Source organism: Pantoea sp. T14, assembly GCF_036663535.1.
GTDB classification, from domain to species: Bacteria; Pseudomonadota; Gammaproteobacteria; order Enterobacterales; family Enterobacteriaceae; genus Pantoea; species Pantoea phytostimulans.
Genome location: NZ_JAWUEB010000027.1, coordinates 880,859 through 904,713, shown reverse-complemented (window position 1 = coordinate 904,713; position 23,855 = coordinate 880,859). Strand labels below are relative to the sequence as shown.

The 23,855-nt window shown below is 50.5% G+C and carries 20 protein-coding genes; 10 read left to right on the top strand and 10 right to left on the bottom strand.

The features are described from left to right. Positions 1–19: 19 nt before the first annotated feature. Positions 20–613, bottom strand: a complete 594-nt coding sequence (ribA, locus tag SC127_RS22305; protein WP_215846705.1) for a GTP cyclohydrolase II — start codon at positions 611–613, stop codon at positions 20–22. A gap of 227 nt (positions 614–840) precedes the next feature. Here ribA and pgpB point away from each other — a divergent pair, with 227 nt between their 5' ends. The 5 genes from pgpB (at position 841) to yciH (ending at position 4,458) form a co-directional block, all read left to right on the top strand. Continuing rightward, positions 841–1,605, top strand: coding sequence for a phosphatidylglycerophosphatase B (gene pgpB / locus SC127_RS22300; RefSeq protein ID WP_332628198.1), 765 nt, complete (start codon positions 841–843; stop codon positions 1,603–1,605). Positions 1,606–1,733: 128 nt separating this feature from the next. Next, positions 1,734–2,042, top strand: coding sequence for a LapA family protein (locus tag SC127_RS22295; protein WP_215846707.1), 309 nt, complete (start codon positions 1,734–1,736; stop codon positions 2,040–2,042). A 6-nt stretch (positions 2,043–2,048) separates the two neighbouring features. Continuing rightward, on the top strand, positions 2,049–3,218 hold the full coding sequence (lapB, locus tag SC127_RS22290; protein ID WP_215846708.1) for a lipopolysaccharide assembly protein LapB: 1,170 nt from the start codon (positions 2,049–2,051) through the stop codon (positions 3,216–3,218). Positions 3,219–3,415: 197 nt separating this feature from the next. After that, positions 3,416–4,138 carry an orotidine-5'-phosphate decarboxylase gene (gene pyrF / locus SC127_RS22285; RefSeq protein WP_332628197.1) on the top strand — a complete coding sequence of 241 codons (723 nt, stop codon included), beginning with the start codon at positions 3,416–3,418 and terminating at the stop codon, positions 4,136–4,138. Beyond that, positions 4,135–4,458, top strand: a complete 324-nt coding sequence (yciH, locus tag SC127_RS22280; protein WP_332628196.1) for a stress response translation initiation inhibitor YciH — start codon at positions 4,135–4,137, stop codon at positions 4,456–4,458. Before pyrF ends, yciH begins: the two co-directional genes overlap by 4 nt. Before the next feature lie 81 nt (positions 4,459–4,539). On the opposite strand, the gene osmB is transcribed toward yciH, so the two are convergent. After that, entirely contained in the window at positions 4,540–4,755 is a 216-nt protein-coding gene (gene osmB / locus SC127_RS22275; RefSeq protein ID WP_031374546.1) for an osmotically-inducible lipoprotein OsmB, read from the bottom strand. Positions 4,756–5,093: 338 nt separating this feature from the next. On the opposite strand from osmB, the gene araD reads away from it, so the two are divergent. The 3 genes from araD to SC127_RS22260 all read left to right on the top strand — a co-directional run bounded on the left by araD (position 5,094) and on the right by SC127_RS22260 (position 8,013). Further along, the gene (gene araD, locus SC127_RS22270; protein WP_332628194.1) at positions 5,094–5,792 is read left to right on the top strand and encodes an L-ribulose-5-phosphate 4-epimerase; all 699 of its coding nucleotides are present in this window, start codon (positions 5,094–5,096) and stop codon (positions 5,790–5,792) included. 229 nt (positions 5,793–6,021) lie between these two features. After that, the gene (kdgT, locus tag SC127_RS22265) at positions 6,022–7,005 is read left to right on the top strand and encodes a 2-keto-3-deoxygluconate transporter (protein ID WP_215848272.1); all 984 of its coding nucleotides are present in this window, start codon (positions 6,022–6,024) and stop codon (positions 7,003–7,005) included. Positions 7,006–7,146: 141 nt separating this feature from the next. Further along, the gene (locus SC127_RS22260; protein ID WP_215846711.1) at positions 7,147–8,013 is read left to right on the top strand and encodes a crotonase/enoyl-CoA hydratase family protein; all 867 of its coding nucleotides are present in this window, start codon (positions 7,147–7,149) and stop codon (positions 8,011–8,013) included. A gap of 15 nt (positions 8,014–8,028) precedes the next feature. Here the strand turns inward: SC127_RS22260 and pdeR are convergent, their stop codons facing one another. The 5 genes from pdeR to SC127_RS22235 all read right to left on the bottom strand — a co-directional run bounded on the left by pdeR (position 8,029) and on the right by SC127_RS22235 (position 17,057). Next, on the bottom strand, positions 8,029–10,014 hold the full coding sequence (gene pdeR, locus SC127_RS22255) for a cyclic di-GMP phosphodiesterase (protein WP_243077838.1): 1,986 nt from the start codon (positions 10,012–10,014) through the stop codon (positions 8,029–8,031). Between the two features lie 158 nt (positions 10,015–10,172). Further along, positions 10,173–10,463, bottom strand: a complete 291-nt coding sequence (locus SC127_RS22250) for a YbdD/YjiX family protein (RefSeq protein WP_332628192.1) — start codon at positions 10,461–10,463, stop codon at positions 10,173–10,175. Continuing rightward, positions 10,456–12,522, bottom strand: coding sequence for a carbon starvation CstA family protein (locus SC127_RS22245; RefSeq protein ID WP_243077840.1), 2,067 nt, complete (start codon positions 12,520–12,522; stop codon positions 10,456–10,458). Before SC127_RS22245 ends, SC127_RS22250 begins: the two co-directional genes overlap by 8 nt. Positions 12,523–12,704: 182 nt before the next feature. Then, positions 12,705–14,639, bottom strand: a complete 1,935-nt coding sequence (locus SC127_RS22240) for an exoribonuclease II (RefSeq protein WP_332628190.1) — start codon at positions 14,637–14,639, stop codon at positions 12,705–12,707. A gap of 114 nt (positions 14,640–14,753) precedes the next feature. Further along, positions 14,754–17,057 carry an FdhF/YdeP family oxidoreductase gene (locus SC127_RS22235; RefSeq protein WP_243077842.1) on the bottom strand — a complete coding sequence of 768 codons (2,304 nt, stop codon included), beginning with the start codon at positions 17,055–17,057 and terminating at the stop codon, positions 14,754–14,756. 262 nt (positions 17,058–17,319) lie between these two features. On the opposite strand from SC127_RS22235, the gene SC127_RS22230 reads away from it, so the two are divergent. Both SC127_RS22230 and iraP read left to right on the top strand, forming a co-directional pair. After that, positions 17,320–18,906 carry a PTS transporter subunit EIIC gene (locus SC127_RS22230; protein WP_243077843.1) on the top strand — a complete coding sequence of 529 codons (1,587 nt, stop codon included), beginning with the start codon at positions 17,320–17,322 and terminating at the stop codon, positions 18,904–18,906. Between the two features lie 279 nt (positions 18,907–19,185). Further along, positions 19,186–19,515, top strand: coding sequence for an anti-adapter protein IraP (iraP, locus tag SC127_RS22225; RefSeq protein WP_215846716.1), 330 nt, complete (start codon positions 19,186–19,188; stop codon positions 19,513–19,515). 88 nt (positions 19,516–19,603) lie between these two features. On the opposite strand, the gene SC127_RS22220 is transcribed toward iraP, so the two are convergent. The 3 genes from SC127_RS22220 to SC127_RS22210 all read right to left on the bottom strand — a co-directional run bounded on the left by SC127_RS22220 (position 19,604) and on the right by SC127_RS22210 (position 23,768). After that, on the bottom strand, positions 19,604–19,930 hold the full coding sequence (locus tag SC127_RS22220) for a four-helix bundle copper-binding protein (RefSeq protein ID WP_243077844.1): 327 nt from the start codon (positions 19,928–19,930) through the stop codon (positions 19,604–19,606). Between the two features lie 180 nt (positions 19,931–20,110). Then, positions 20,111–22,522 carry a membrane-bound PQQ-dependent dehydrogenase, glucose/quinate/shikimate family gene (locus tag SC127_RS22215; protein ID WP_332628187.1) on the bottom strand — a complete coding sequence of 804 codons (2,412 nt, stop codon included), beginning with the start codon at positions 22,520–22,522 and terminating at the stop codon, positions 20,111–20,113. A 184-nt stretch (positions 22,523–22,706) separates the two neighbouring features. Then, positions 22,707–23,768 carry an FUSC family protein gene (locus tag SC127_RS22210; RefSeq protein ID WP_332628185.1) on the bottom strand — a complete coding sequence of 354 codons (1,062 nt, stop codon included), beginning with the start codon at positions 23,766–23,768 and terminating at the stop codon, positions 22,707–22,709. Positions 23,769–23,855: the final 87 nt, after the last annotated feature.

Below are 23,855 nucleotides of genomic sequence, written 5' to 3'. Positions count from 1 at the left end.
GGTAATCCCGGCTTTTTATTTATCCCTTCGGCAGTAGATGACCCATCTTAGCTGCCTTAGTGTCAAGGTAATGGGCATTTTTGGGATTGCGACCAACAACCAATGGCACACGCTCCACAATATTAATCCCAGCTTCCGACAGAATTTCTACTTTGCGTGGATTATTAGTTAACAATCGCACTTCATTCACCCCGAGCAGTTTGAACATATCTGCGCACAGCGTAAAATCTCGCTCGTCAGCAGCAAAGCCTAATTGATGGTTGGCTTCAACCGTGTCGTAGCCTTTATCTTGAAGCGCATAGGCACGAATTTTGTTCAGCAGCCCGATATTTCGGCCTTCCTGGCGGTGATACAGAAGCACACCGCGACCTTCTTCAGCAATTGAATTCAACGCGGCTTCAAGCTGAAAGCCACAGTCGCAACGCAAACTGAAAAGCGCATCGCCTGTCAGGCACTCAGAATGGACGCGCGCCAGAACCGGATCGTTATCATTGATATCACCAAAGACCAGCGCGACGTGGTCATGGCCGGTTGCCAATTCTTCAAAACCTACCATCAGGAAATCTCCCCATGGCGTTGGCAGTTTGGCTTCTGCCACCCGTTTAAGCTGCATGTGACTCTCCAGAACCTTCAGAGGATGCACTATCATCATGATAGCGCACGGGCGAGTGTAGCCCGACAAACGTGTAATATTGTGCCACAACCCACTGGTGGGCTGGTAATCTGTCAGAGCGATTGTAGTGATAAAGCACAATTATCCAATCTGCAATGGTTATGTTATTCTTTTTTAAGCTAAAGTTATTCATCAGCGATGAATTAAGTTCTCTAAAAGGAAAACGGATGTTGAAGATTTCACGCCGCACCACCTTGGGGATGCTGCTGTTGTTGATAATGCCGCTGACGGTTTGGTTATCTGGCTGGCAGTGGCAACCGGGTGAAAGCGGTGCGGTTTTAAAAATCTTATTCTGGATGACCGAAACTGTCACCAGTCCTTGGGGAACCCTGACCAGCCTGTTACTCAGTGCATGGGTCATGTGGTGTCTGCGTTTTAGATGGAAACCCGCTATTTTGCTGTTGCTGATTATGAACGCCACCATTCTGGCAGGGCAGTACACCAAATCCTTCATTAAAGACCAGGTTCAGGAATCGCGGCCTTATGTCGTATGGTTAGAGCACAGTCATGGTCTGGATGACAAAGCGTTCTACGAACTAAAACGCCATCAGCGCAGCCAAATGGTTAATGATTTAATGGCTGACGATACGCTGTTACCCGGCTGGCTAAAACGTCATTGGGCGCAAGAGACCGGTTTTGCTTTTCCTTCCGGGCATACCATGTTTGCGGCCAGTTGGGCTTTGCTGGTAATTGGATTGCTGTGGCCGCGTCGCCATTACAAAACGGTTGTGATTGTCTTTATCTGGGCCAGCGCGGTAATGGGTAGCCGCCTGTTGCTGGGCATGCACTGGCCACGTGATTTAATCATGGCCACTGTATTGTCATGGGTGTTGGTAACCCTGGCCACCTGGCTGGCACAACGTTTTTGTGGGCCGCTTAGCTTGCCGCCCGAAGAACAAAAAGAGGTGCAAGAGCGTGAACCTGAATTGTAATTCCACGCGTAGACCCCATATCATTGATTGTGCTTGCGTAAAAACGAATCGCCTGATGCTGCTGGGAGCAGCATTTTTGCCGTAGTTTTGGCATAATTCCACCCGACAACCTCACAACAGGATGCACTGTGAAATATTTGCTGATTTTTTTAGTGGTTTTGGTCATTTTCATCATCTCCGTCACATTAGGTGCGCATAACGACCAGGTCATCACCTTTAACTATCTGCTGGCGCAGGGCCAATTCAGTATCTCTACACTATTGGCAAGCTTGTTTGGTGTAGGCTTCTTGTTGGGCTGGGCAATTTGTGGATTGTTTTGGTTACGTGTTCGCGTTTCCCTGGCGAATGCGCAGCGCAAAGTAAAGCGTATGCAAGCACAAATTGAACAGGGCAGCACGACAGTGACGACCACATCGTCATCGGCTGCCCGGGAATAATTATCCATGCTTGAATTGCTGTTTCTGTTGCTTCCGGTTGCTGCTGCTTACGGCTGGTATATGGGTCGACGTAGCGCACAACAGGATAAGCAGCAGGAAGCGAACCGTTTATCCCGCGAGTATGTTGCCGGCGTTAACTTCCTGCTCTCTAATCAGCAAGACAAAGCCGTTGATCTCTTTTTAGACATGCTTAAAGAAGACAGCGGCACAGTCGAAGCTCACCTGACGCTGGGTAATTTGTTCCGTTCTCGCGGCGAAGTTGATCGCGCTATTCGCATACATCAGTCATTAATGGAAAGCGCTTCACTGAGCTACGAGCAGCGCTTACTTGCGATTCAGCAATTAGGGCGTGATTACATGGCGGCCGGATTGTATGACCGCGCCGAAGATATGTTCAAACAGCTCACTGATGAAACAGATTTTCGCATCGGTGCACTGCAGCAATTATTGCTGATTCACCAGGCAACAAGCGACTGGCAGCAGGCGATTGAAGTCGCTGAACGTTTGGTGAAACTGGGCAAAGATAAGCAGAAAGGTGAAATAGCCCATTTTTATTGCGAGCTGGCTTTGCAGGCGATGAGTAGTGACGATCTTGATCGCGCGATGAGCCTGCTGAAGAAGGGTGAAGCAGCAGATCGTCAAAGTGCACGAATCTCTATCATGATGGGACGTATTCTGATGGAGAAGGGCGATTACGCAAAAGCAGTGGGGCATTTACAGCGCGTACTCGATCAGGATAAAGAGTTGGTGAGTGAAACGCTGCCAATGCTAGAAACCTGTTTTCAACGGCTGAATCAGCCAGACGCGTGGGCAGAATTCCTGCAACGCTGCGTTGAAGAAAATACGGGCGCCGCCGCTGAACTGTATATGTCCGATATACTCGAGCAGCAGCAGGGACCAGAAGAAGCTCAGCTTTATATCAATCGGCAGTTACAACGTCACCCAACCATGCGAGTGTTTCATCGTTTGATGAATTTTCACCTACACGAAGCTGAAGATGGTCGCGCCAAAGAAAGTTTGATGGTTTTGCGCGACATGGTTGGCGAGCAGATTCGCACCAAGCCACGCTATCGCTGCCAGAAATGCGGCTTCACTGCGCACGCACTTTACTGGCATTGCCCTTCTTGTCGCACGTGGTCCTCTGTGAAGCCTATTCGAGGACTCGACGGTCAATAATCATCAACAGCCAGCGTTGGTGATTTACTTTCATTGTAGTTACAACATACTAAAAGCCTAAAGCTTTCGAAACCTACGCATCTGTGCAGTTTGTCGTCTAACAGACGGGAACAGCGATTGTGATGGCCCGACACCGCAGGTAAAATGCCAGCCGTTTGTCTATTGCGCCCATGGGTGCCCACTGCAGAGGAAATGCCATGCCTTCACCCCAAACTGTGACCGCTTCGCCGATTCTGGTGGCTTTCGATTACCATGACATCAATAGCGCATTACGCTTTGTTGACCAAATCGATCCCGGTAGCTGCCGACTGAAAGTGGGCAAAGAGATGTTTACGCTGTTTGGCCCTTCATTGGTGAAAGATTTGCAGCAACGCGGTTTCGATATCTTTCTTGACCTGAAGTTTCACGATATTCCCAACACGACAGCGCATGCGGTTGCCGCGGCTGCCGATCTGGGTGTCTGGATGGTCAATGTCCATGCCAGCGGTGGGGCACGCATGATGAATGCTGCACGTGAAGCTCTGGTTCCCTTTGGAAAGGATGCACCTTTACTGATTGCTGTGACAGTACTGACAAGCATGGATGCAGACGATCTGAAAGGATTGGGCATCACACTCTCACCGGCAGAACAGGCAGAAAAACTGGCAAAATTAACCCGTGAGTGTGGACTGGATGGTGTGGTCTGTTCCGCACATGAAGCGGCACGTTTTAAACAGGTCATTGGATCAGATTTCGCGCTGGTTACGCCAGGTATTCGCCCGGCAGGCAGTGATGCAGGCGATCAACGCCGTATCATGACACCAGAGCAGGCGAAGCAGGCAGGTGTTGATTATATGGTGATTGGACGCCCTATTACCCAATCGGCCAATCCCGCTGCTACGTTGCAATCAATCTTAAAAAGTCTGGAGGATGCCTCATGAATCGCGATAACCCGCTGGTTTACTCTACGGATACAGGTCGTATAGACCAGCCGCAGCAGAAAGTTGAGCGACCTAAAGGTGATGGCATTGTTCGCATTCAGCGTCAGACCAGCGGACGAAAAGGCAAAGGCGTCTGTTTGATTACCGGTATTGATCTGGATGATGCCGCATTAACACAGCTTGCTGCCGAGCTTAAGAAAAAATGCGGTTGCGGTGGCGCATTAAAAGAGGGCGTTATCGAAATCCAGGGTGACAAGCGCGACTTACTCAAGAGCTTACTGGAAGCAAAAGGCATGAAGGTAAAGCTGGCAGGCGGCTAAAATGAAAAAAATCGGGCTACTAAAAGTAGCCCGATGAGTATGTAGATGCATTGCGTAGCCGTGTTTTATTTTAATGCGGTCTTAATGAACTTGATGACCGATAATACCACCTACCGCTGCGCCACCGACGGTGCCGAGCGCGCTGCCGTTAGTTAGCACTGAACCACCAATCGCACCGGCACCCGCGCCAATTGCGGTATTACGGTCACGTTTAGACCAGTTAGAACAACCGCTTAACGCGACGACTAAGGTGGTAGCAAGGACAGCTGCTGTAATACGTTTCATTGTAATTGTCATAAACTTCTCCATTAGTGTGCTCACAGAGGCAACACCTTAAGTATAGCTTCGAAATTAATTTCACTCGTCGTCGCCGAGTTATTGCCACATCCTTGAAGGCAATGTATCGGCTTTCATCATGATGACCGACGAGTAATCAACAAAGCTCAGACAGGTCCGCTCTTTGTCTGAGAGGATTTTAAGCGTTCTGCGAAATTTCCGAAGATAGACAATTCCTAATTCACTCCACAATTTTGCTTTCACAGCTAATTCATTCTGCGTTTATAGCGATTTGCTCCATAACCTTTTGCCCGCTGGCTCCGCACACTTTAGGGACGATGATCTGCAGGAGAAAAGGAATGCTGGAACAGCTTAAACAGCAGGTTTTGGAAGCGAATCTGGACTTGCCAAAATATAACTTAGTCACTTTTACCTGGGGCAACGTCAGCGCTGTCGATCGTGAGCAGGGCTTGCTGGTGATTAAACCCTCAGGAGTCAGCTATGACGTGATGAAGCGCGACGATATGGTTGTGGTTGACCTTGCGAGTGGCGACGTTATAGAAGGAGATAAACGGCCATCTTCAGATACCGCAACGCACCGTGCACTTTATATGGCGTGGCCCGAAGTGGGCGGCATTGTGCATACCCATTCGCGCCATGCCACCATTTGGGCGCAGGCCGGGCGTGTCATCCCTGCTTGGGGAACGACCCATGCTGATGACTTCTACGGTGAGATCCCGTGTACACGGGCAATGCGTGATGATGAAATCAAACATGAGTATGAGTGGAATACCGGCCAGGTAATTATCGAAACCTTTGCTGAACGTGAGCTTTCTCCCAGCGCAATTCCCGCTGTGCTGGTTAATTCGCATGGGCCTTTTGCCTGGGGCAAAGACGCGCATGCTGCGGTACACAGCGCCGTTGTGCTGGAAGAAGTCGCTTATATGGGGTTATTCAGTCAGCAATTGACCGCTAACTTGCCACCGATTCAGCAAACGCTGCTCGATCTCCATTACCTGCGCAAGCACGGCGAAAACGCGTGGTATGGACAAAAGTAACTGGCTAACAGGGATGTAACCCATCCCTTCTTGCTGTCTCGCTGTTTACGCAAAAACGGATAGGGCGATCGCGATCATGTTTATTAAAACAGTGCATCTATAAAAATAAAACGCTGTTTCAATTTTATAGTCAGGATCACTGTTTTTGTTTCTTAATGTCATTACTTTGCTGTCATCGCCTTCGGGCACAACTCACATCTTCCTCTGGAACAGCAAAGGTGACACCAATATGCATATCAAACGTGCGATAGATAAAATCCCTGGCGGCATGATGTTGATACCGCTATTTCTCGGCGCGCTTTGTCACACCTTTTCCCCCGATGCCGGAAAATATTTTGGATCGTTCACCAACGGATTGATGACCGGGACGGTACCTATTCTGGCTGTGTGGTTTTTCTGTATGGGTGCATCGATAAAAATCAGCGCGACGGGAACGGTATTGCGTAAGTCCGGTACGTTAGTGCTGACCAAAATTGCCGTGGCCTGGGTAGTCGCGGCCATCGCCTCACGCATGATGCCGGAGAACGGTGTTGAAGTCGGCATGTTTGCTGGACTCTCTACGCTGGCTTTGGTCGCCGCGATGGATATGACCAATGGCGGCCTTTATGCCTCGATTATGCAGCAATATGGTTCGAAGGAAGAGGCGGGCGCATTTGTCCTGATGTCGCTGGAATCAGGTCCACTGATGACTATGGTTATTCTTGGCACAGCCGGCATAGCATCATTTGAACCCCACGTCTTTGTCGGTGCAGTTCTGCCCTTTATTGTCGGTTTTGCTTTAGGAAATCTTGATCCAGAATTGCGAGAATTCTTTGGCAAAGCGGTCCATACGCTGATTCCTTTCTTCGCGTTTGCTTTGGGTAATACCATCAATCTGGCCGTCATTGCTGAAACGGGTCTGCTCGGTATCATGTTGGGCGTCGCAGTGATTATCATTACCGGCATCCCATTAATTATTGCCGATCGTGTAATCGGAGGCGGAGACGGAACCGCAGGTATTGCCGCATCGAGTACGGCAGGAGCCGCCGTTGCTACGCCAGTATTGATTGCAGAAATGCTGCCACAATTCAAACCGGTTGCACCAGCTGCGACCGCGCTGGTCGCGACATCGGTTATTGTAACGTCTGTTCTGGTCCCGATTATCACCGCGATTTATTCAAAACGCGTTAAGCGTTCGCAGGTTGTTGTCAGCCAGCGCGCGGCTATTAAGTAACCCACCTAATCAATCCCCGGCCCTAAGTCGGGGAAATCTCTGGATTTTGTTTTATAAATCAATCTCTCATTTGGTCTGGCCTCACTCTGCATTACGCTGATGTGGCGTAAAAAACGCATCTAATAATCAGAGGATGAGACTATGACAGTTATTAACCAAGCAACTTGCAGATTGTTTACCGAAGTCGGACATACCACACAGCTGGTGGCGTACTACGAAGAAGGACGACGCACCATGTGGATGATGTTGCGGGCGCAGCCGCGTCCTAGCTTCAACCATGAGCTGATAGAGGAAATCATGAATTTGAGCTATGCCGCACAGCGTTCTGGCTTACCGATTGATTTCTGGGTAACCGGTTCTTTGGTACCGCAGATGTTTAATGCGGGTGGCGATCTGCGTTTCTTCGTTGAATGTATTCGTAACAATCGCCGTGAAGCTTTACGTGCTTATGCCAGAGCCTGTGTGGATTGCATTCATTCTGCAGCACGCGGTTTTGATACCGGCGCGGTGACGCTAGCGATGATTGAGGGCAGCGCATTAGGCGGTGGCTTTGAAGCGGCGCTGGCGCATCACTTCATTCTGGCGCAGAACAATGCACGCATGGGATTCCCTGAAATTGCCTTCAACTTGTTCCCTGGTATGGGCGGTTATTCATTGGTGGCTCGCCGCGCAGGCATGAAACTGGCAGAGGAGTTAATTTGTGAAGGTGAATCTCACAGTGCGGAGTGGTTTGAAACGCGAGGACTGGTCGATAAAGTCTTCCAGCCGGGCGACAGCTATCGTGCAACACGCACATTCATTGATACGTTGCGTCCGAAGCTGAATGGTGTGCGAGCTATGCTCAAAGCGCGTCAGCGCGTGCTGCAATTAACACGCGCTGAGTTGATGGATATCACCGAAGATTGGGTCGATTTTGCCTTTACCATTGAGCCAAAAGATATTGCTTACATGGAACGTTTGGTGCAATTACAAAACCGCCACAGCGCCTCGTTGCGTAAAGCGGGATAGTAATGTAATCCAGCGTTAAACGCGGGCAGGATGCTTAGCCAGCCAATGCCCAAACTGCTCTGCGGGCATTGGTTTTGCGTAGTAGTAACCCTGACGCCCATCAACGCCACTATTGAGGATAAATGCTTCTTCAGCTTTTGTTTCAATGCCTTCGGCAATCACTAACAGATCGAGAGCCTTGGCGACGGCAACGATCGCGCGAACCAGCGACTGAGAAACAGGCTGTAAATTGATATCACGTATAAAACTTTGATCGAGCTTGATGGCATTGATTGGCACACGTGCTAATTGGGAAAGTGACGAATAGCCTGTACCAAAATCGTCAAGATGGACCTGGGCGCCCAGATCCTGGAACTTTTTCATTAGCGTCAGCGCTTCAGCTTCATTCTCAATCAAGCAGCTTTCGGTTAATTCGATATCGATTGGACAATCACTTAAACCGGCATCGGCCAATGCCTGTTTTAAATCGCTATAAATGCTCTGATCCAGCAGTTGTCGCGCAGAAACATTTACGGCTACGCGCAGTTCAATGCCTTGTTGACGCCAGGTGAGGATCTGTTTCAGCACATTGAGCATGACCCAGCGGCCGAGCGGCACAATCAGGCCAGATTCTTCCGCATAGGGGATAAATTCAGCCGGGGAAACCAAGCCTCGTTCCGGTGAGTTCCAGCGCACTAACGCTTCCGCGCTGCGTATCTGCCCATCGCTGTCGACTTTAGGCTGGTAAAAAACCGTTAAATGATCGAGCTCCAGCGCTTTACGAAGGTTGGTATCAAGCCATAAATATTCAAATACGCGTTGGTTCATCTCAGCGGCGAAAACACAATATTTACCGCGACCATTCTCTTTTGCGTGATACATCGCAGTATCAGCATTGCGAATCAGGCTTTCACGGTCTTCGCCATGCAGCGGGGCAAGGGCAATACCAATGGAGCAGCCGCTATAAACCTCAATGAGTCCAATGCGGAACGGTAAACGCAAACGCTCCAGAATGCGAGATGACATCGCTTCCAGCGCCGCCTGGCTAGTATGTTCAGCCAGCACCACGAATTCATCACCACCCAGACGTCCCAGCGTTTGATCTTTACCCAAACAGCTAAGAATCGCCAAAGAGACAGCTTGCAGCAGTTGATCGCCAAACATATGGCCGTAAGCGTCGTTAACTTTTTTGAAATTATCCAGATCGAGATAAACCACACCGGTTTCATCGCCGCCTGCTTGCTCTAGTGCCAGGCTCATTTGTTGATGAATTGCGTTGCGATTAGGCAATCCGGTCACCGTATCGGTGTTTGCCAGCACCCGTAGACGTTCCTGGGCCCGTCTTTCCTCGGTTATGTCCGTTCCTGAACAGATGAGGAAAATTTCATTTTTTCCGCTACCGCTGTGCACGAACTTATTACGAAACAGAAACAGTCGCTGGCCTTTTTTAGTCTTCACCCAGCGTTCAACTTCGTAGGAATTGCCGTCGCGAAAGAATCCGGCGATGTTGCGGCGTGATGCTGCAGCTTCCTGTTTACTCATAAACAATTGAAAGACGTTGCGCCCAATCACTTCATGTTCATTCAGGCCGGTATATTCTTCACTGAGGCGATTAAAACGTTGAATATTGCCGCGCTGATCGAGAATCACGATCACCGAATTAGCTTCTGAAACCACTTGCTCAGCAAATGAAAGACCCAGCGTCAAATCACGTGCAACGGCAGAGGTATCACCCCACGCAGAAGCCGTTCCGCCCCAGGATGACTGGTTTACCTTGCGGCCCACCAAGTGCATCGGAACCGGCACGCCGTGTAGCGGCAGCGTAAGATTAATTGTCGAGGTGATCACTGGCATTGCGCGGATTAAACTGGCCTGGCCCGGCGTCAGCGGCAGGGCAATGTTGGTATTTGACGATTCGTCTTCAGCAAAATGCAGCGCATCGCTGTCCGCGGTTAGACGCCAATGAGGGCTGGTTGTACCAAATAAGGTATACAACAAGGTTTGCCCTTGTTCATCGGTCATGGAACTTCCTCCGGGAAGTGCTCTGCAGGCGTTATCTCATTATTTTAGCAACAGTATTCATCATCTGACGCGAGCACAAGATGCAAACTGAATATATTTTGTTGTCCAGCTATGAATGGCACAAAAAAGCCCCGTAAAAACGGGGCGATGGCGTTGATTTAGCAAGGGCATTTACCCAGTTTCCCCGCTTGGCTTGGAAAGCGAGCATCCAGGCAATAACGATGAAAATCTCGCTCTGTCATTGCTGTCTGATCGGGATGATGGTACTGCATATGCTGTAAATATTTTTGATAATCCTGAACACCGACCATTAAGCGAAAGCTCTGTTGTAAACCTTGCCACAGCGCGCGCCAGCTAAATTTCGCCGTATCTGGCGCTGATAGCCGCTGGCAACGTTCAATTTGCCATACGCCTTGTGGACGTGTAGCACGATGAATGGCATCAAACATGACGTACCTCCTTACGTAACGCTGGCTCAGATTCATGGGTAGTCGGCACGTTACTGCGCAGGGCGCGACGAATAACAAACACCGCAGCGATTAACATCGTGACCGCCACCAGCATGAAGAATCCACACAAAGCGGCATTGATTTGGTTGCTAAAAACGATGGTTTGCATATCGGCTACAGTTTTTGCTGGCGCAAGAATCACGCCTTCATCTAAACCTCTACGGAATTTATTTGCCTGCGCAAGGAAACCGATCGAAGGTTTTTCATGAAAGATTTTCTGCCAGCCCGCAGTCATTGAAGTAATAAACAGCCAAATCGTGGGCAGAATCGTGACCCAGGCGTAACGCTGTTTCTTCATCTTAAACAGCACTACCGTTCCGAGGATCAACGCCATTGAAGCCAGCATCTGGTTACCAATACCGAACAGTGGCCACAAGGTGTTGATACCGCCAAGCGGATCAACTACACCCTGATAAACGAAAAAGCCCCATCCCGCGACAGCTACCGAGGTACCGGCCATGTTACCTAACCACGAACGGTTGTTGGCCATTGAGGGCACCACGGTGCCGACCAAATCCTGCACCATAAAGCGGCAGGCGCGTGTGCCTGCATCAACAGCGGTAAGAATAAACAGCGCTTCAAACAGAATGGCGAAGTGATACCAAAACGCCATCATGGCGCGGCTGTTGAACACTTCCGTAATGATATGCGCCATGCCAACCGCAAAGGTCGGTGCGCCACCGGCCCGTGATAGAATCGATCCTTCACCAACGTCACGTGCAATGCCGCTCAACACTTCTGGCGTTACCACAAAGCCCCAGCCGTTAATGACCTGAGAGGCATTTTCAACCGTGGTGCCAATCAGCGCTGCCGGAGAGTTCATGGCAAAGTAAACGCCCGGATCCAGCACCGATGCACAGATTAACGCCATGATGGCGACAAAGGATTCCATCAGCATCGCGCCATAGCCGATAAAGCGAATATGACTTTCGCGCTCGATCAGTTTTGGCGTAGTACCGCTTGAAACCAGCGCATGGAAACCAGAAATCGCGCCACAGGCAATGGTAATAAACAAGAAGGGGAAGAGCGCGCCGGAGAAGACCGGGCCGGTGCCGTCAATGAATTTCGTCACCGCAGGCATTTTCAACTCTGGCATGGCAAACACGATGCCAATCGCCAAGCCAACGATCACACCAATTTTAAGAAAGGTTGAGAGATAATCTCGCGGCGCTAACAGTAACCAAACCGGCAGCACCGAAGCGATAAAGCCGTAAATTACCAAGACCCACGTTAGTGACGTGCCTTTCAACGTAAAAAAGGGCCCCCAGTAGGGATGTTGTGCCACATCGCCACCGAAGATAATCGCGGCCATCATCAGCACAAAGCCAATCAACGAGACTTCAGCGATTTTACCGGGGCGGATAAAGCGCATGTAAACGCCCATAAACAGCGCGATCGGTATGGTGGCGGCAATGGTAAACAGTCCCCAAGGACTGTCCGCTAAGGCTTTCACCACGACCAACGCCAGCGCCGAGAGAATAATGATCATTACGCCCAGCGCACCCAGCATAGTAATCACACCAGCAAAAGCGCCTAACTCCTGACGCGCCATTTCACCCAAGGAGCGTCCGTCACGGCGCGTGGAAATGAACAGAATCAAAAAGTCCTGCACTGCGCCAGCCATCATTACGCCGACCAGAATCCAGATAGTGCCCGGTAAGAACCCCATTTGGGCCGCTAAAATTGGGCCAACCAGCGGACCTGCGCCTGCAATGGCAGCAAAGTGATGGCCAAAAAGCACCCATTTGTTGGTTGGGACATAATCCAGCCCGTCGTTAAGACGTTCGGCAGGTGTGAGGCGACGGTCGTCCAGTTCAAAAATGTTGCGCGCAATAAACAGGCTGTAAAAGCGATAAGCGATGCTGTAGCAGGCGACAGCGGCAATGACCAGCCAAACGGCGTTGACGTGCTCGCCACGGTTTAAGGCGAGCATGGCAAACGCGCCCGCGCCGATTAACGCCACCGCTAACCAGATGACTCCGGTTTTGACGTTTTTCATGACTAACTCCTTGTAGGGATCGAGAGAGAGGCGATCGAAAACAACGAGTTAAACTTAATGTAATGGAATGTAAGTGGAAGTTAATCGATAGAGAAGTGTGAGGCGAGGTACAAATTTAACATTTAGGCAAATAATTTGGGGAAAGTGCGGGACAACCTGAGTTGTCCCGCAAATTTTCGTGCTTATACCGCTGGGCGAGCCACAACGCTACGTGTTTCCATGCGCACTTCAGCGATGGTCACGTCAATAACGTCGGTGACGCGGAAAGCGACTTCACCTTTGATCTGAACCGTGCCGTTTTCCTGGCTGCAGACCAGTTCATCACGCACCGCGTGAATAAACGGGGCAGGGATAAAGGCGACCGCGCCGAACTCCAGCAAACGGACGCGCATACCGCCACGTGACACATCAATAATTTCGGCACTGAATTTACGATCGCTGCCAGCGAACGGCGACAGATAGCGCGCATACAGCCAGTCACCGACATCGCGTTCAGCCATGCGATTCAGACGACGACGCTCACTCATGGTCACGGTCAGCGCGCTATCCGGGCGAGCAATGTCATCACCCCGGATAATCGCTTTCAGCAAACGATGGTTGATCATGTCGCCAAATTTACGGATCGGCGAAGTCCAGGTCGCATAAGCTTCCAGGCCTAAACCAAAGTGTGGGCCTGGTTCAGTGCTGATTTCAGCGAAAGTCTGGAAGCGACGAATGCGGCTGTCGAGGAACTGCGTTGGCTGCGCATCGAGTTCACGACGCAGCACGCGGAAGCCTTCCAGCGTAGTGATTGCTTCCGCATCCACGGTGATGCCATGTGCAGCCAGCACTGTTGCTGCTTGCTCGGCATTGGTCGCATCAAAACCGGCATGAACGTTGTAGATACCAAAGCCGAGGCGTTCACGCAGCACTTTGGCCGCGCAGACGTTGGCCAGGATCATCGCTTCTTCAACAATGCGGTTAGCGATGCGGCGTGGCTCGGCAATGATCTCCAGCACTTCGCCTTTTTCACCCAGAAGGAAGCGGTAATCTGGACGATCTTTAAACACCAGCGCATGGGTTTGACGCCATTCGCCGCGTGCCAGGCAGATGCGATGCAACAGTCGAATCTGGTTCGCGATCGCTTCGTTCTCGGGTTGCCATTCGCCGCTGTTTTCCAGCCAGTCAGAGACGTCGTCGTAAACCAGCTTGGCTTTAGATTCAATCCAGGCAGCAAAGAACTGTGGATCTTCGCCTAAAGTGCCGTCTTTTGCCACGGTCACGCGGCAAGCCAACGCTGCACGGCGCATATTCGGACGCAGCGAACACACATCGTCAGAGAGTTCGCGTGGCAACATTGGAATATTGAAGCCTGGCAGATAGTTAGTAAAGGCACGTTGCGCCGCCACTTTATCGAGCTGGCTGCCTTCTGGCACGTAAGCGGTGGGGTCGGCGATGGCGATAGTCAGACGCAGCGCGCCATCGTTCAGTTCCTCAACGTACAGCGCATCATCCATATCTTTGGTGCTGGCGCTGTCGATGGTGACAAAATCCAGTGCGGTGAGATCTTCACGCGTCAGGTTCTCATCCATCATTTCGCCAAAGCCAACGTCTGGCGCTTCACGCTCAAGGTTATGGCGCGACAGCGTCACCCACCATGGCGCAAGGTGATCGTCAGCTTTGATAATAAATTCGGTCAGTTCAGCATAAAAACCGCGGTCGCCTTTTAGCGGGTGGCGGCGCATCTCAGCCACTGCCCAGTCGCCAGCTTGAAAATCATGTGTCACACCACGGGCCGGGCGGCACTGGATGGCATCTTTCAGCAGCGGATGATCCGGGACAATTGAAAGACGATCGTCTTTCTTCTGCACGCGGCCAACAAAGCGGCTCAGAAACGGTTCAACCAGCGTTTCTGGTTCAGCACTTTCACGGTCTTTATCGCTATGGATGATGGCAACGATGCGGTCACCGTGCATCACTTTCTTCATCTGCGGAGGCGGGATGAAGTAGCTTTTTTGCGCATCAACTTCGAGGAAGCCGAAGCCTTTTTCAGTGCCTTTTACCACACCTTCGGCGCGAGGCGTTTGCGAGTGGAGCTTCTCTTTGAGCTGCGCGAGCAGCGGGTTATCCTGGAACATAATTTTTTTAGTTTCGTGGCCTAAGAGCGGCTGACAGTTTTACGCGAATCGGGGTCGCGCGGCAAGGCAAAAAGCCGCTTAGCGCGGCTTTTTAACAATGCTGTAACAAGGATTTTAGGCAATTCGCTGACCGGGAAGTGCCTGTGAAAGTTCGAGTTTTACCGGTACCGATTTGGAGGTTGGCGTACCGCTGCCGTCACCAAAGCTATTGAGTGGGACCAGCGGGTTGGTTTCGGGATAATAGGCCGCGAGATTGCCGCGCGGAATATTGTATGGCACCAGCTTGAAGCCGCTGACGCAACGCGTAATCCCGTCGTTCCACAGCGTTTCGATATCAACCAACTCACCTTCGCTGAAACCCAATTCGGCCATGTCATCAGGGTTAATAAACACCACTTCGCGCTGGCCGTACACGCCGCGATAGCGATCGTCGAGACCGTAAATCGTGGTGTTGTACTGGTCGTGGGAACGCAGAGTTTGCAGAGTAAACGGCACGTCCGCATTCAGGTTGGGAAACAGTGACGTTGGCAGTGCTGCGTGGCTAAATTCTGCTTTTCCTGACGGCGTATTAAAACGCAATTCCGCTGCGGCGTTGCCCAGATAAAAACCGCCCGGCAGGTCGCATTTCTCATTGAAATCAGTGAAGCCTGGGATCGTGGCGGCAATATGATCGCGGATCAGGTTGTAATCACCGGCCAAATCCAGCCATTTTACTTTGTCATCACCGAGTACTGCGTGTGCAATACCTGCCACAATCGCCGTTTCTGAACGCTGCGTATCCGCCAGCGGCATGCCGATACCTTCAGAGGCGTGCACCATGCTGAATGAATCTTCCACAGTAATGAACTGATTGCCGGTCGCCTGCTCGTCACGCTCGGTGCGACCCAACGTCGGCAGAATCAATCCTTCATGCCCCGGAACCAAATGGCTGCGGTTCAGCTTGGTACTGATGTGCACCGTCAAACCGCAACGCGACATCGCTTCTTCGGTAATCGGTGAATCTGGCGCTGCTGCAGCGAGATTACCGCCCAATGCGATCAACACTTTGACTTCATCACGTAGCATGGCATTCAAGGCTTCAACGGTGTTATGGCCTGCTGCACGTGGGGGTTCAAAATCGAAATGTTTGCCCAGCGCATCAAGGAACGGCTTAGCCGGTTTCTCATCGATGCCCATGGTGCGGTTGCCCTGAACATTACTGTGACCGCGAACCGGACACAGGCCCGCGCCTTTTTTACCCAGTTGCCCAAACAGCAGTTGCAGGTTAGTGATCTCACGAACCGTATCAACCGAATGTTTGTGCTGGGTAATGCCCATCGCCCAGGTACAAATTACCCGGTCGGCGCTTTGATAAATCGCCGCGGCTTCACGGATCTGCGCCTCAGTCAGACCTGATTGCGCCACGATCTGCGCCCAATCGGTGTTATCAACTGCTGCAAAGTACGCTTCAACGCCTTGCGTTTTGGCATTCAGAAAAGCCTGATCGAACAAGCCACTTTCACCCGCAGCCAGACGCGCACGGTGCGTTTCCAGCAGCGTCTTCACCATGCCGCGTACCGCCGCCATATCACCCCCCAAATTCGGTTGGTAATAAGCCGAACTGATGGTGCCCGCTTTAGACGTCATGACTTCAAGGGGTTTTTGTGGATCGGCAAACCGTTCCAGACCGCGCTCACGTAGCGTGTTAAAGGTTACGATCTTCGCGCCATGATCGGCAGCGTGACGCAGGCTGTGCAGCATGCGTGGATGGTTCGTTCCCGGGTTTTGACCGAAGACAAAAATCGCGTCAGCGTGGTCAAAATCATCCAAACGAATCGTGCCTTTGCCTACGCCGATACTGCGCTTCAGGCCAGTACCGCTGGCTTCGTGGCACATGTTGGAACAGTCAGGGAAGTTATTCGTGCCCATCAGGCGGCCAAACAACTGATAAAGCCAGGACGCTTCATTACTGGCGCGGCCGGAGGTGTACAGCTCCATTTGATCAGGATTATCCATCGCCTTGATATGGCGTGCAATTAGCGCGAACGCCTCATCCCAGCTGATGGGTTCATAATGATCGGTTTCGGCGTTGTAACGCAGCGGATGCGTTAAACGGCCCTGATATTCAAGAAAGTAATCACTCTGCGCGTAAAGCGTATTAACGCTGTGCTTAGCAAAGAAGTCGGTATCGACGACACGACGTGTCGCTTCCCAGGTGACCGCTTTTGCGCCGTTTTCGCAAAAGCTAAACGTACTTTTGTTGTCATCGCCCCATGCGCAGCCTGGGCAGTCAAAACCGCGGGCTTTATTCATGCGTAGCAGATTACGCATATTTTTCAGTGCAGCTTTGCTGTCAAAGACGAAACGCGTGGTAGCTTCCAGTGAACCCCAACCGCCCGCTGCGGCACGGTAAGGTTTGATTTTGCGTTTAAATTTCATAATGAGTGCAGGCTTATTTTTATTGGAAAATATTGTAGAAAGTTTGTTATCAGGATATGGCCTGATGGTGAAGGGAAGTGTGCCGCTCTGCATAAAAGTTGTCTAATTGATTGACTTAATGGTGCGATAGTCACTGTTTATCGTGCATTTGACTTAAATGTGATGTTGGTCAAATTTTACTCGCGTTTAACCCGGCGTTTACGGGTGAAGTTTCTACATCGCGCTAATACTGTTTTTTCACAACAGAAGAGGGCGCGATACCATGAAACAGCTGACCAGCCAGATTCATGCTTTTGGCAAAGCGTTGATGATGCCGATCTCGGTCATTGCCGCTGCGGGGATATTTCTTGGATTGGCAGCAGCAATGCAAAATCCGGCGATTACCGGCGATGCGTTTGCGCAGATGCAGGTTCCACAATTAATCATTGGCTTTATCCGCAAAGTTGCTGGCGCGCTGTTCGCTAATTTGCCGGTGTTTTTTGCCGTGGCCAGCGCCATCGGTTTGGCCAAAGCAGAAAAACCCACGGCGGCTTTTGCAGCGGTGATTGGTTACATTGCGATGAATGTCGGTATCAATGCCACGTTGGCCGCCAAAGGCTTAACTGCCGCTACGACCACGCCAGAAGCGTTACAGCAGGCGGGCATGGATCAAACCACGGCGATGATGACCTCGGCGGAATACATCGAGATGCTGGGCGTCTTCACCTACAACATGAGTGTGCTCGGCGGCGTCATTGCTGGCTTAGCAACAGTTGCGCTACACAATCGTTTCTACACCCAGCAGTTGCCCACGGCGATCAGCTTCTTTGGAGGGCGTCGCTTTGTGCCAATTGTCACCGTGGTCTGTTTACCGCTCATCGGTGTGCTGTTAGCAATGATATGGCCAACCATAGGTCAGGGCATTGCCTGGATCGGTCAGATGATTGGTAAAAGCGGACAATATGGCGCTTTTCTGCTAGGTGCCTTCGAGCGCATCCTGATTCCTACCGGCCTGCACCATATTCTGAATGAAACGGTGCGTTTTACGCCGATTGGCGGTATGGCAACTGTTGATGGCCAAAGTGTTGTCGGTGCACTGAATATCTTTAATACCTCTTTAACCCATCCTGGTATGATTCCAGATGAAACCATTCGCACTGCCACCCAGTTTCTTGCGCAGGGAAAAATCCCAGTAATGATGTTTGGTTTACCCGCAGCGGCGCTGGCGATTTATCACACGGCAAGGCCAGAGCATAAGCAACGCGTCAAGGCGCTGGTGATGGCGGGAGCATTAACCTCTTTTACTACCGGTATCACTGAACCGCTGGAGTTTTGTTTCATCTTCGTTTCGCCGGTGCTTTATTTACTGCATGCCTTTCTGACCGGCCTCTCATTTATGTTGATGTCGATGTTGCACTTGATGATCGGGAACGTTCAGGGTGGCGTTATCGATTTGGTCGTGTTTGGCATGCTCGGCGGCAGCAAAACGCATTGGTGGTGGACGCTGGCGCTGGGCGTGATTTATGCACCGCTCTATTACTACGCTTTCCGCTTCGTCATTACCCGAATGAACGTAGAAACGCCAGGCAGAGAATCTGAGGATGAAAAACCGCAGGTGGTTGCTGCCAACGAGCGCACCCAAGTGATCATCAGTGGTTTAGGCGGCCATGCGAATATTGAAGATGTTGATTGCTGTTTTACGCGTTTGCGCGTCCGGGTTAAAGATATGAAGGAAGTCGTTGATCAGACTTTAATGAGCACTGGCGCTAATGGAATAAACCGTGTCAGTAATAACGATGTCCAGGTCATATATGGCCCGCAAGTTGAAAAAATTGCGAATGAAGTAAAAACAGCATTGGGTGTAGCCTAAAAGCGAAGCGGCAGAACGTTGAAAGGTTCTTGCGGTTTATTCTCTCCGCGTTGCAGCAGGGTTATCTGTTCACTGTTGCAACGTAATTAATATTGAGTATATAAGCTTCTTTTATGGGTTTAATTTTATTAATCTTATCCACAGAAGATAGGCGCGGTTAATTACCTGAAAACAGCACTCTGGTCTGACCATGTGGCATATTCCCCCCTTTTTCAGGTAAACTCTGTATGTTCAGCGCTAAGCGCTCATTGTTTTTCTGAATAAAAGACTGGAGGTCAGATGAATAATGTCATACTGAGTATGCTTGCTAAAATTTCGAATATGGATGCTCAAGCTAAACAGCTAGCCGCTCGAGTAGAAGCGCAATCTCTGATGATGAGTGCCTTGCTTTTGACCATCGGCCAAAATGGTGGACTGAGCGAACTCATTGGCAGCGTGAATAAAGCCATCAACTCTGTCATGGTTGATCCCTATGATCCCTATCGACCTGAAGCAGAACTCCTGCTGCAAGAGTTCCAGGATATGGTTAGAGTTTCCCAAATGATCGCCAAAGAAAATGCTGTGCTTAACTCCGGCGATACAGGCCCTTTTGATGCAAAAAATGCCTAAAATTATTAATGCTGACTTTCACGCTTAGTGATCTTTTATAATTCACCACCAGTAATAAACCGCCTTTTCAGGCGGTTAATCACGTATGTTAAGCGGCCATTTTGCGGCATGCTTCAGCGCAGTGTAGACACGCTTTTGAGCATTGCTGGCAATGATCATGCTGATGTTTCCCACACTCTTCGCCGCATTGCTGACAAATATCCGCGCAAATTGCACATAATGCTTTTGCAGCATCGCTGTCCAGTGCCATAAATTGCGCGCTTAAACGACAGAGGCTGGCGCATTGTGTATCCAGTCTGATGCAATCCCGCATCATTTCTAAATTCTCTTCTTTTAAACAGGATGCGGCACAATTATCACAGGCGGCAGCGCAGAAATAGCATGCTTCAATGCAATGACGATATTGTTCAATCATATTTCCTCCTCAATTTATTCCTCCTTAAGTCTGAAAATAAAACCGACTTTATGCAAATCAGTAATATGTTAATAACTATTTCAGTGGCTGGTTTATTATATCTAACAATAAAAAAAACCTTTTTACTTTTATGTAAGGGGAATAAGCAGGGCTGAAAAAAGCACAGCCCAAAGAAAATATTTAATGAGAAGGCAGCGCATAAGCCATCACAGAATCCCCTGAGGCTGTACCCAAACCTCCGTGTCCTCCCGCCGCAATAACCACATATTGTCTGCCATCTTCACCTTGGTAAGTCATCGGCGTAGCCTGGCCGCCTGCCGGTAAGCGGGTGCGCCACAGTTCTTTTCCGCTGGCTTCGTCATAAGCACGCAGATAATTATCGGCCGTTGCCCCCATGAAAATCAGTCCACTTTGAGTAATGACGTTGCCGCCCATCATAAAGATGCCGGTTGGCAGCGGAGCGTTAGTATGTGTACCGAAAATATTCATATCGCGCGTCGTGCCAGCCGGACGTTCCCAGATAATTTTGCGGCTGGTGAGGTCGATGGCGTATAACTTGCCCCACGGCGGTGTGCTACACGGGGCACCTAATAGGCTGAGCCAGGGTTTGACGACTGCCGCCCAAGGCGTGCCATATTCAGGACCCACCGCGAATTCCTTTGGTTTTGGATAAGGTTGACCGCTGGCCCAGCCTGCCCATTTCTGCATCAGACCTTGCTTAATAGCGTCGTCACTTTTCATCATTTGCATGGTGAAAGGGATATAGCTGGTATTGGCAATCATGACATTATGGCGCGGATCAATTGATGCACCGTACCAATCCATTACCCCATCAAAGGCAGGATAAGCGATGGAAGTTCCCGCTGCTGGTGGCGTGAAATTACCCTGATAACGGTAACGGTGAAACTGAATGCGGCACCAAAGCTGATCAAACGGCGTAGCGCCCCAGGTGTCGGTTGCTTTTAATACGGGCGGGGCAAGGTTAGGCATACCCACGGAATCAGGCTGCGTTGGTGAAAGATGTTCGCCCGGTAATGAGGGCGAGGTGGGAACAGATTTTTCATTCACTTGAGCCAGCGGCTTACCGGTTCGACGATCCAGCAAGAACAACTGCCCCATCTTTGTGGTTTGCACCAGCGCATGCACACCTTTTCCATCTGGAGTGGGCAGGTCAACTAACGTTGGACCAATCGGCAAGTCAAAGTCCCATACGTCATGATGCACCGTCTGGAAATGCCATTTTTCTTCGCCGCTATGAATGTCGAGTGCAACGATTGAGCTTGAATATTTTTCGTCAAAAGTGCGTCTTCCCGCACCGTAGTAATCCGGTGTGGCGTTACCCAGCGGAATATAAATCAAACCCAATTTTGGATCGGCGGTGTAGGTTCCCCAGCCGTTTGGTGTACCGCGTGTATAGGTTTCACCCGCTTTTAACGGCGCATTCGCTGGATTTCGACCCAAATCCCACGCCCAACTCAATTCACCGGTTTTCTCATCATAGGCACGCACAACGCCTGAGGGTTCGCCCGTGGTTTGATTATCATATATCCAACCGCCTAACACGATACGGCCTTCCAGCACCATCGGCTGCGAAGTGATGTAATGAAATCCAGGTGGCACGTTGCCCATGTGATCGGTAAGAGAGACATAACCATGTTGACCAAAAGATTCGCACGGTCTGCCGGTGCGTGCGTCCAGCGCCACCATGCGCGCATCCGCCGTAGTCGTAATGATTTTCTGTGGGCAGGTCGCATCACTATCAACCTGGCTCCATGCCACACCACGGCAGGCAAGGTATTCATTAGCTGAAGTATTCGATTTCGGATCAAATTTCCAACGCTGTTTTCCTGTGGTGGCATCCAGCGCAATCACTTCACGATGAGGCGTACAAATGTACAAGCTGTTGCCCACTTTAATGGGTGTCACTTCAAAACTGAACTCACGTCCTGCCTTGTCTTCGCCTTTACGCATGACATCACCGGTGTCGTAACGCCATGCCGGTTTTAATTCATTTACGTTCTGCGGCGTAATTTGCGTTAGCGGAGAAAAGCGTTGTCCAGCCGCCGTGCGCCCGTAATGTTTCCAGTCATTGCCGTTATCTTCAGTGGCTGAGCGCTGAGCAGATTGCACGGCGGGAAAGGGGAGATGATGAACAAAGCGGGCGTCAGTGACTTGCCAGCCGCTGTAAAGAATGCCGCCGATAGAGAGAAGATAAATCAATGCGGCAGCCAACGTTGAACGGCGTTGAGCAGCAGCCGTGATGATTGGACGCACAACCCAAGGCATGCAGAGCCAAATGCCAAGAATTGCTGGCGCCAGAAGACGAGGCATTAATTGCCAGCCATCGAGTCCCACTTCCGTTAATGACCACACCACACAAATCAAAAAAGTGATCAAATAGAGCCAGATACCTGACGAGCGACGCCGTAAAAGTTGAATGCCGCTGATTAAGAAGCCAATACCAAACAGCAGATACCACGGCGTGCCGCCTGAAAAAGCCAGCCAGCCTCCGAGTATCAAATAAGCTAAACCAAACAAGCTGACCAAAAGACCACTTAGCGTTGGCCAAAAACGCAGCGATGTTGATGCCACAATACATCCCTCTGTAAAAGATTGTCAGTAAAGCCTATAGAAAAACTGACACTTTGCAGATGGCATGCTTTAAATCACACAATTTTTCCAAAATACACTTATTTTTCAATGCGATTTAATTGGTAAATTATTGTCTCTGAAGTTTTCGAACCCTTATCGGCATACCGTTTTCGGGTTCATTGATTCAATATAATGATTCAGGATCGGACTTTTTATTGTCGCTAAGTCGGATTTGTAATGCCGTCGCCAAACGGGTGAATAAGATTGCGGCTAATGCGTAGGCTCCGCCAATTGCCGTTGCAGTCAGGCGATCGGCTGCCACATTTCCCTGCGCTAACCCGGTCAGTGAAATCATAAATACCACCATCAGGGTGACGAAAAAGGTAAAGACAAAATAGGAGCCGGTTGCCAGGCGATAGGAAAGGGTAAACGCGATGTAACCTGAAACGATAAAACCGCATGCCAGCACGGCAAGTTGTGGGAAAAGGTAGGTCAGGACGCCCGCCGACAAACAGCCCAGAAACGTGCCAAACAGCCTTGCCGGCACCCGCAGCAGTGATTCTTGATAGTGGTTGCGCAAACACAACAGCAGAGTCATACCGGTCCAGTAGCCATTCTTCAGGTGATAAAGTTCAACGGTGAACAGCGCCATCCCCATCGACAATAAACCAAACAGCACTGACCAGCGCAGATGGAGTTTGTGGCGATGTTTTAGCGTCTCCTGACGCAGAAAGGAGAACAGTGAAAATCGGCTCACCCACTGCAAATGAAAATGACCTTTGCTCAACAGCAGGCAAATTATTGTTAACTGTACCAAGCCGCCGATGGAAATAAGCAGCGCTCGGTGAGTGGCATGCGCCATATCGCCAGGAAAGTAACCTGAGACCAGAAAGGCGATCGCCGCTTGCAGGAATACCCAACCCGCGGTGCCATCGATACCCGTGATGATGGCGTAGGCCGCGGTATAAATCATGGCCAGGCTGATGTAGAGCGGCAACACCGATCCCGCCATGGCGCCCAGCCAGGATGAGAAACCGAGTCCCACCACGGTTGCCAGCAGCAATTTAAATGAAGAGCCTTCCCAGGTTTTACTGGCACCAAAGGCCAGCGGCAAAGCACCGCTGGCAATGACGCTCGCTTCGGCAACGTGATTCAACAGAAATCCGCCGATAAAAATCAGCATCAGTGCAGGCAAACAACAGAGGCCCAGCCGCAGGTCGTGCTTCAGTCCGGCATCCACTTTCATATTTATTCTCTCCTTGCTTCTCTCTTGCCTATCTTAAAAGTGTGAACCAGATCTTAAAAACTGAAATGATCATACCAAAGCGAAAGG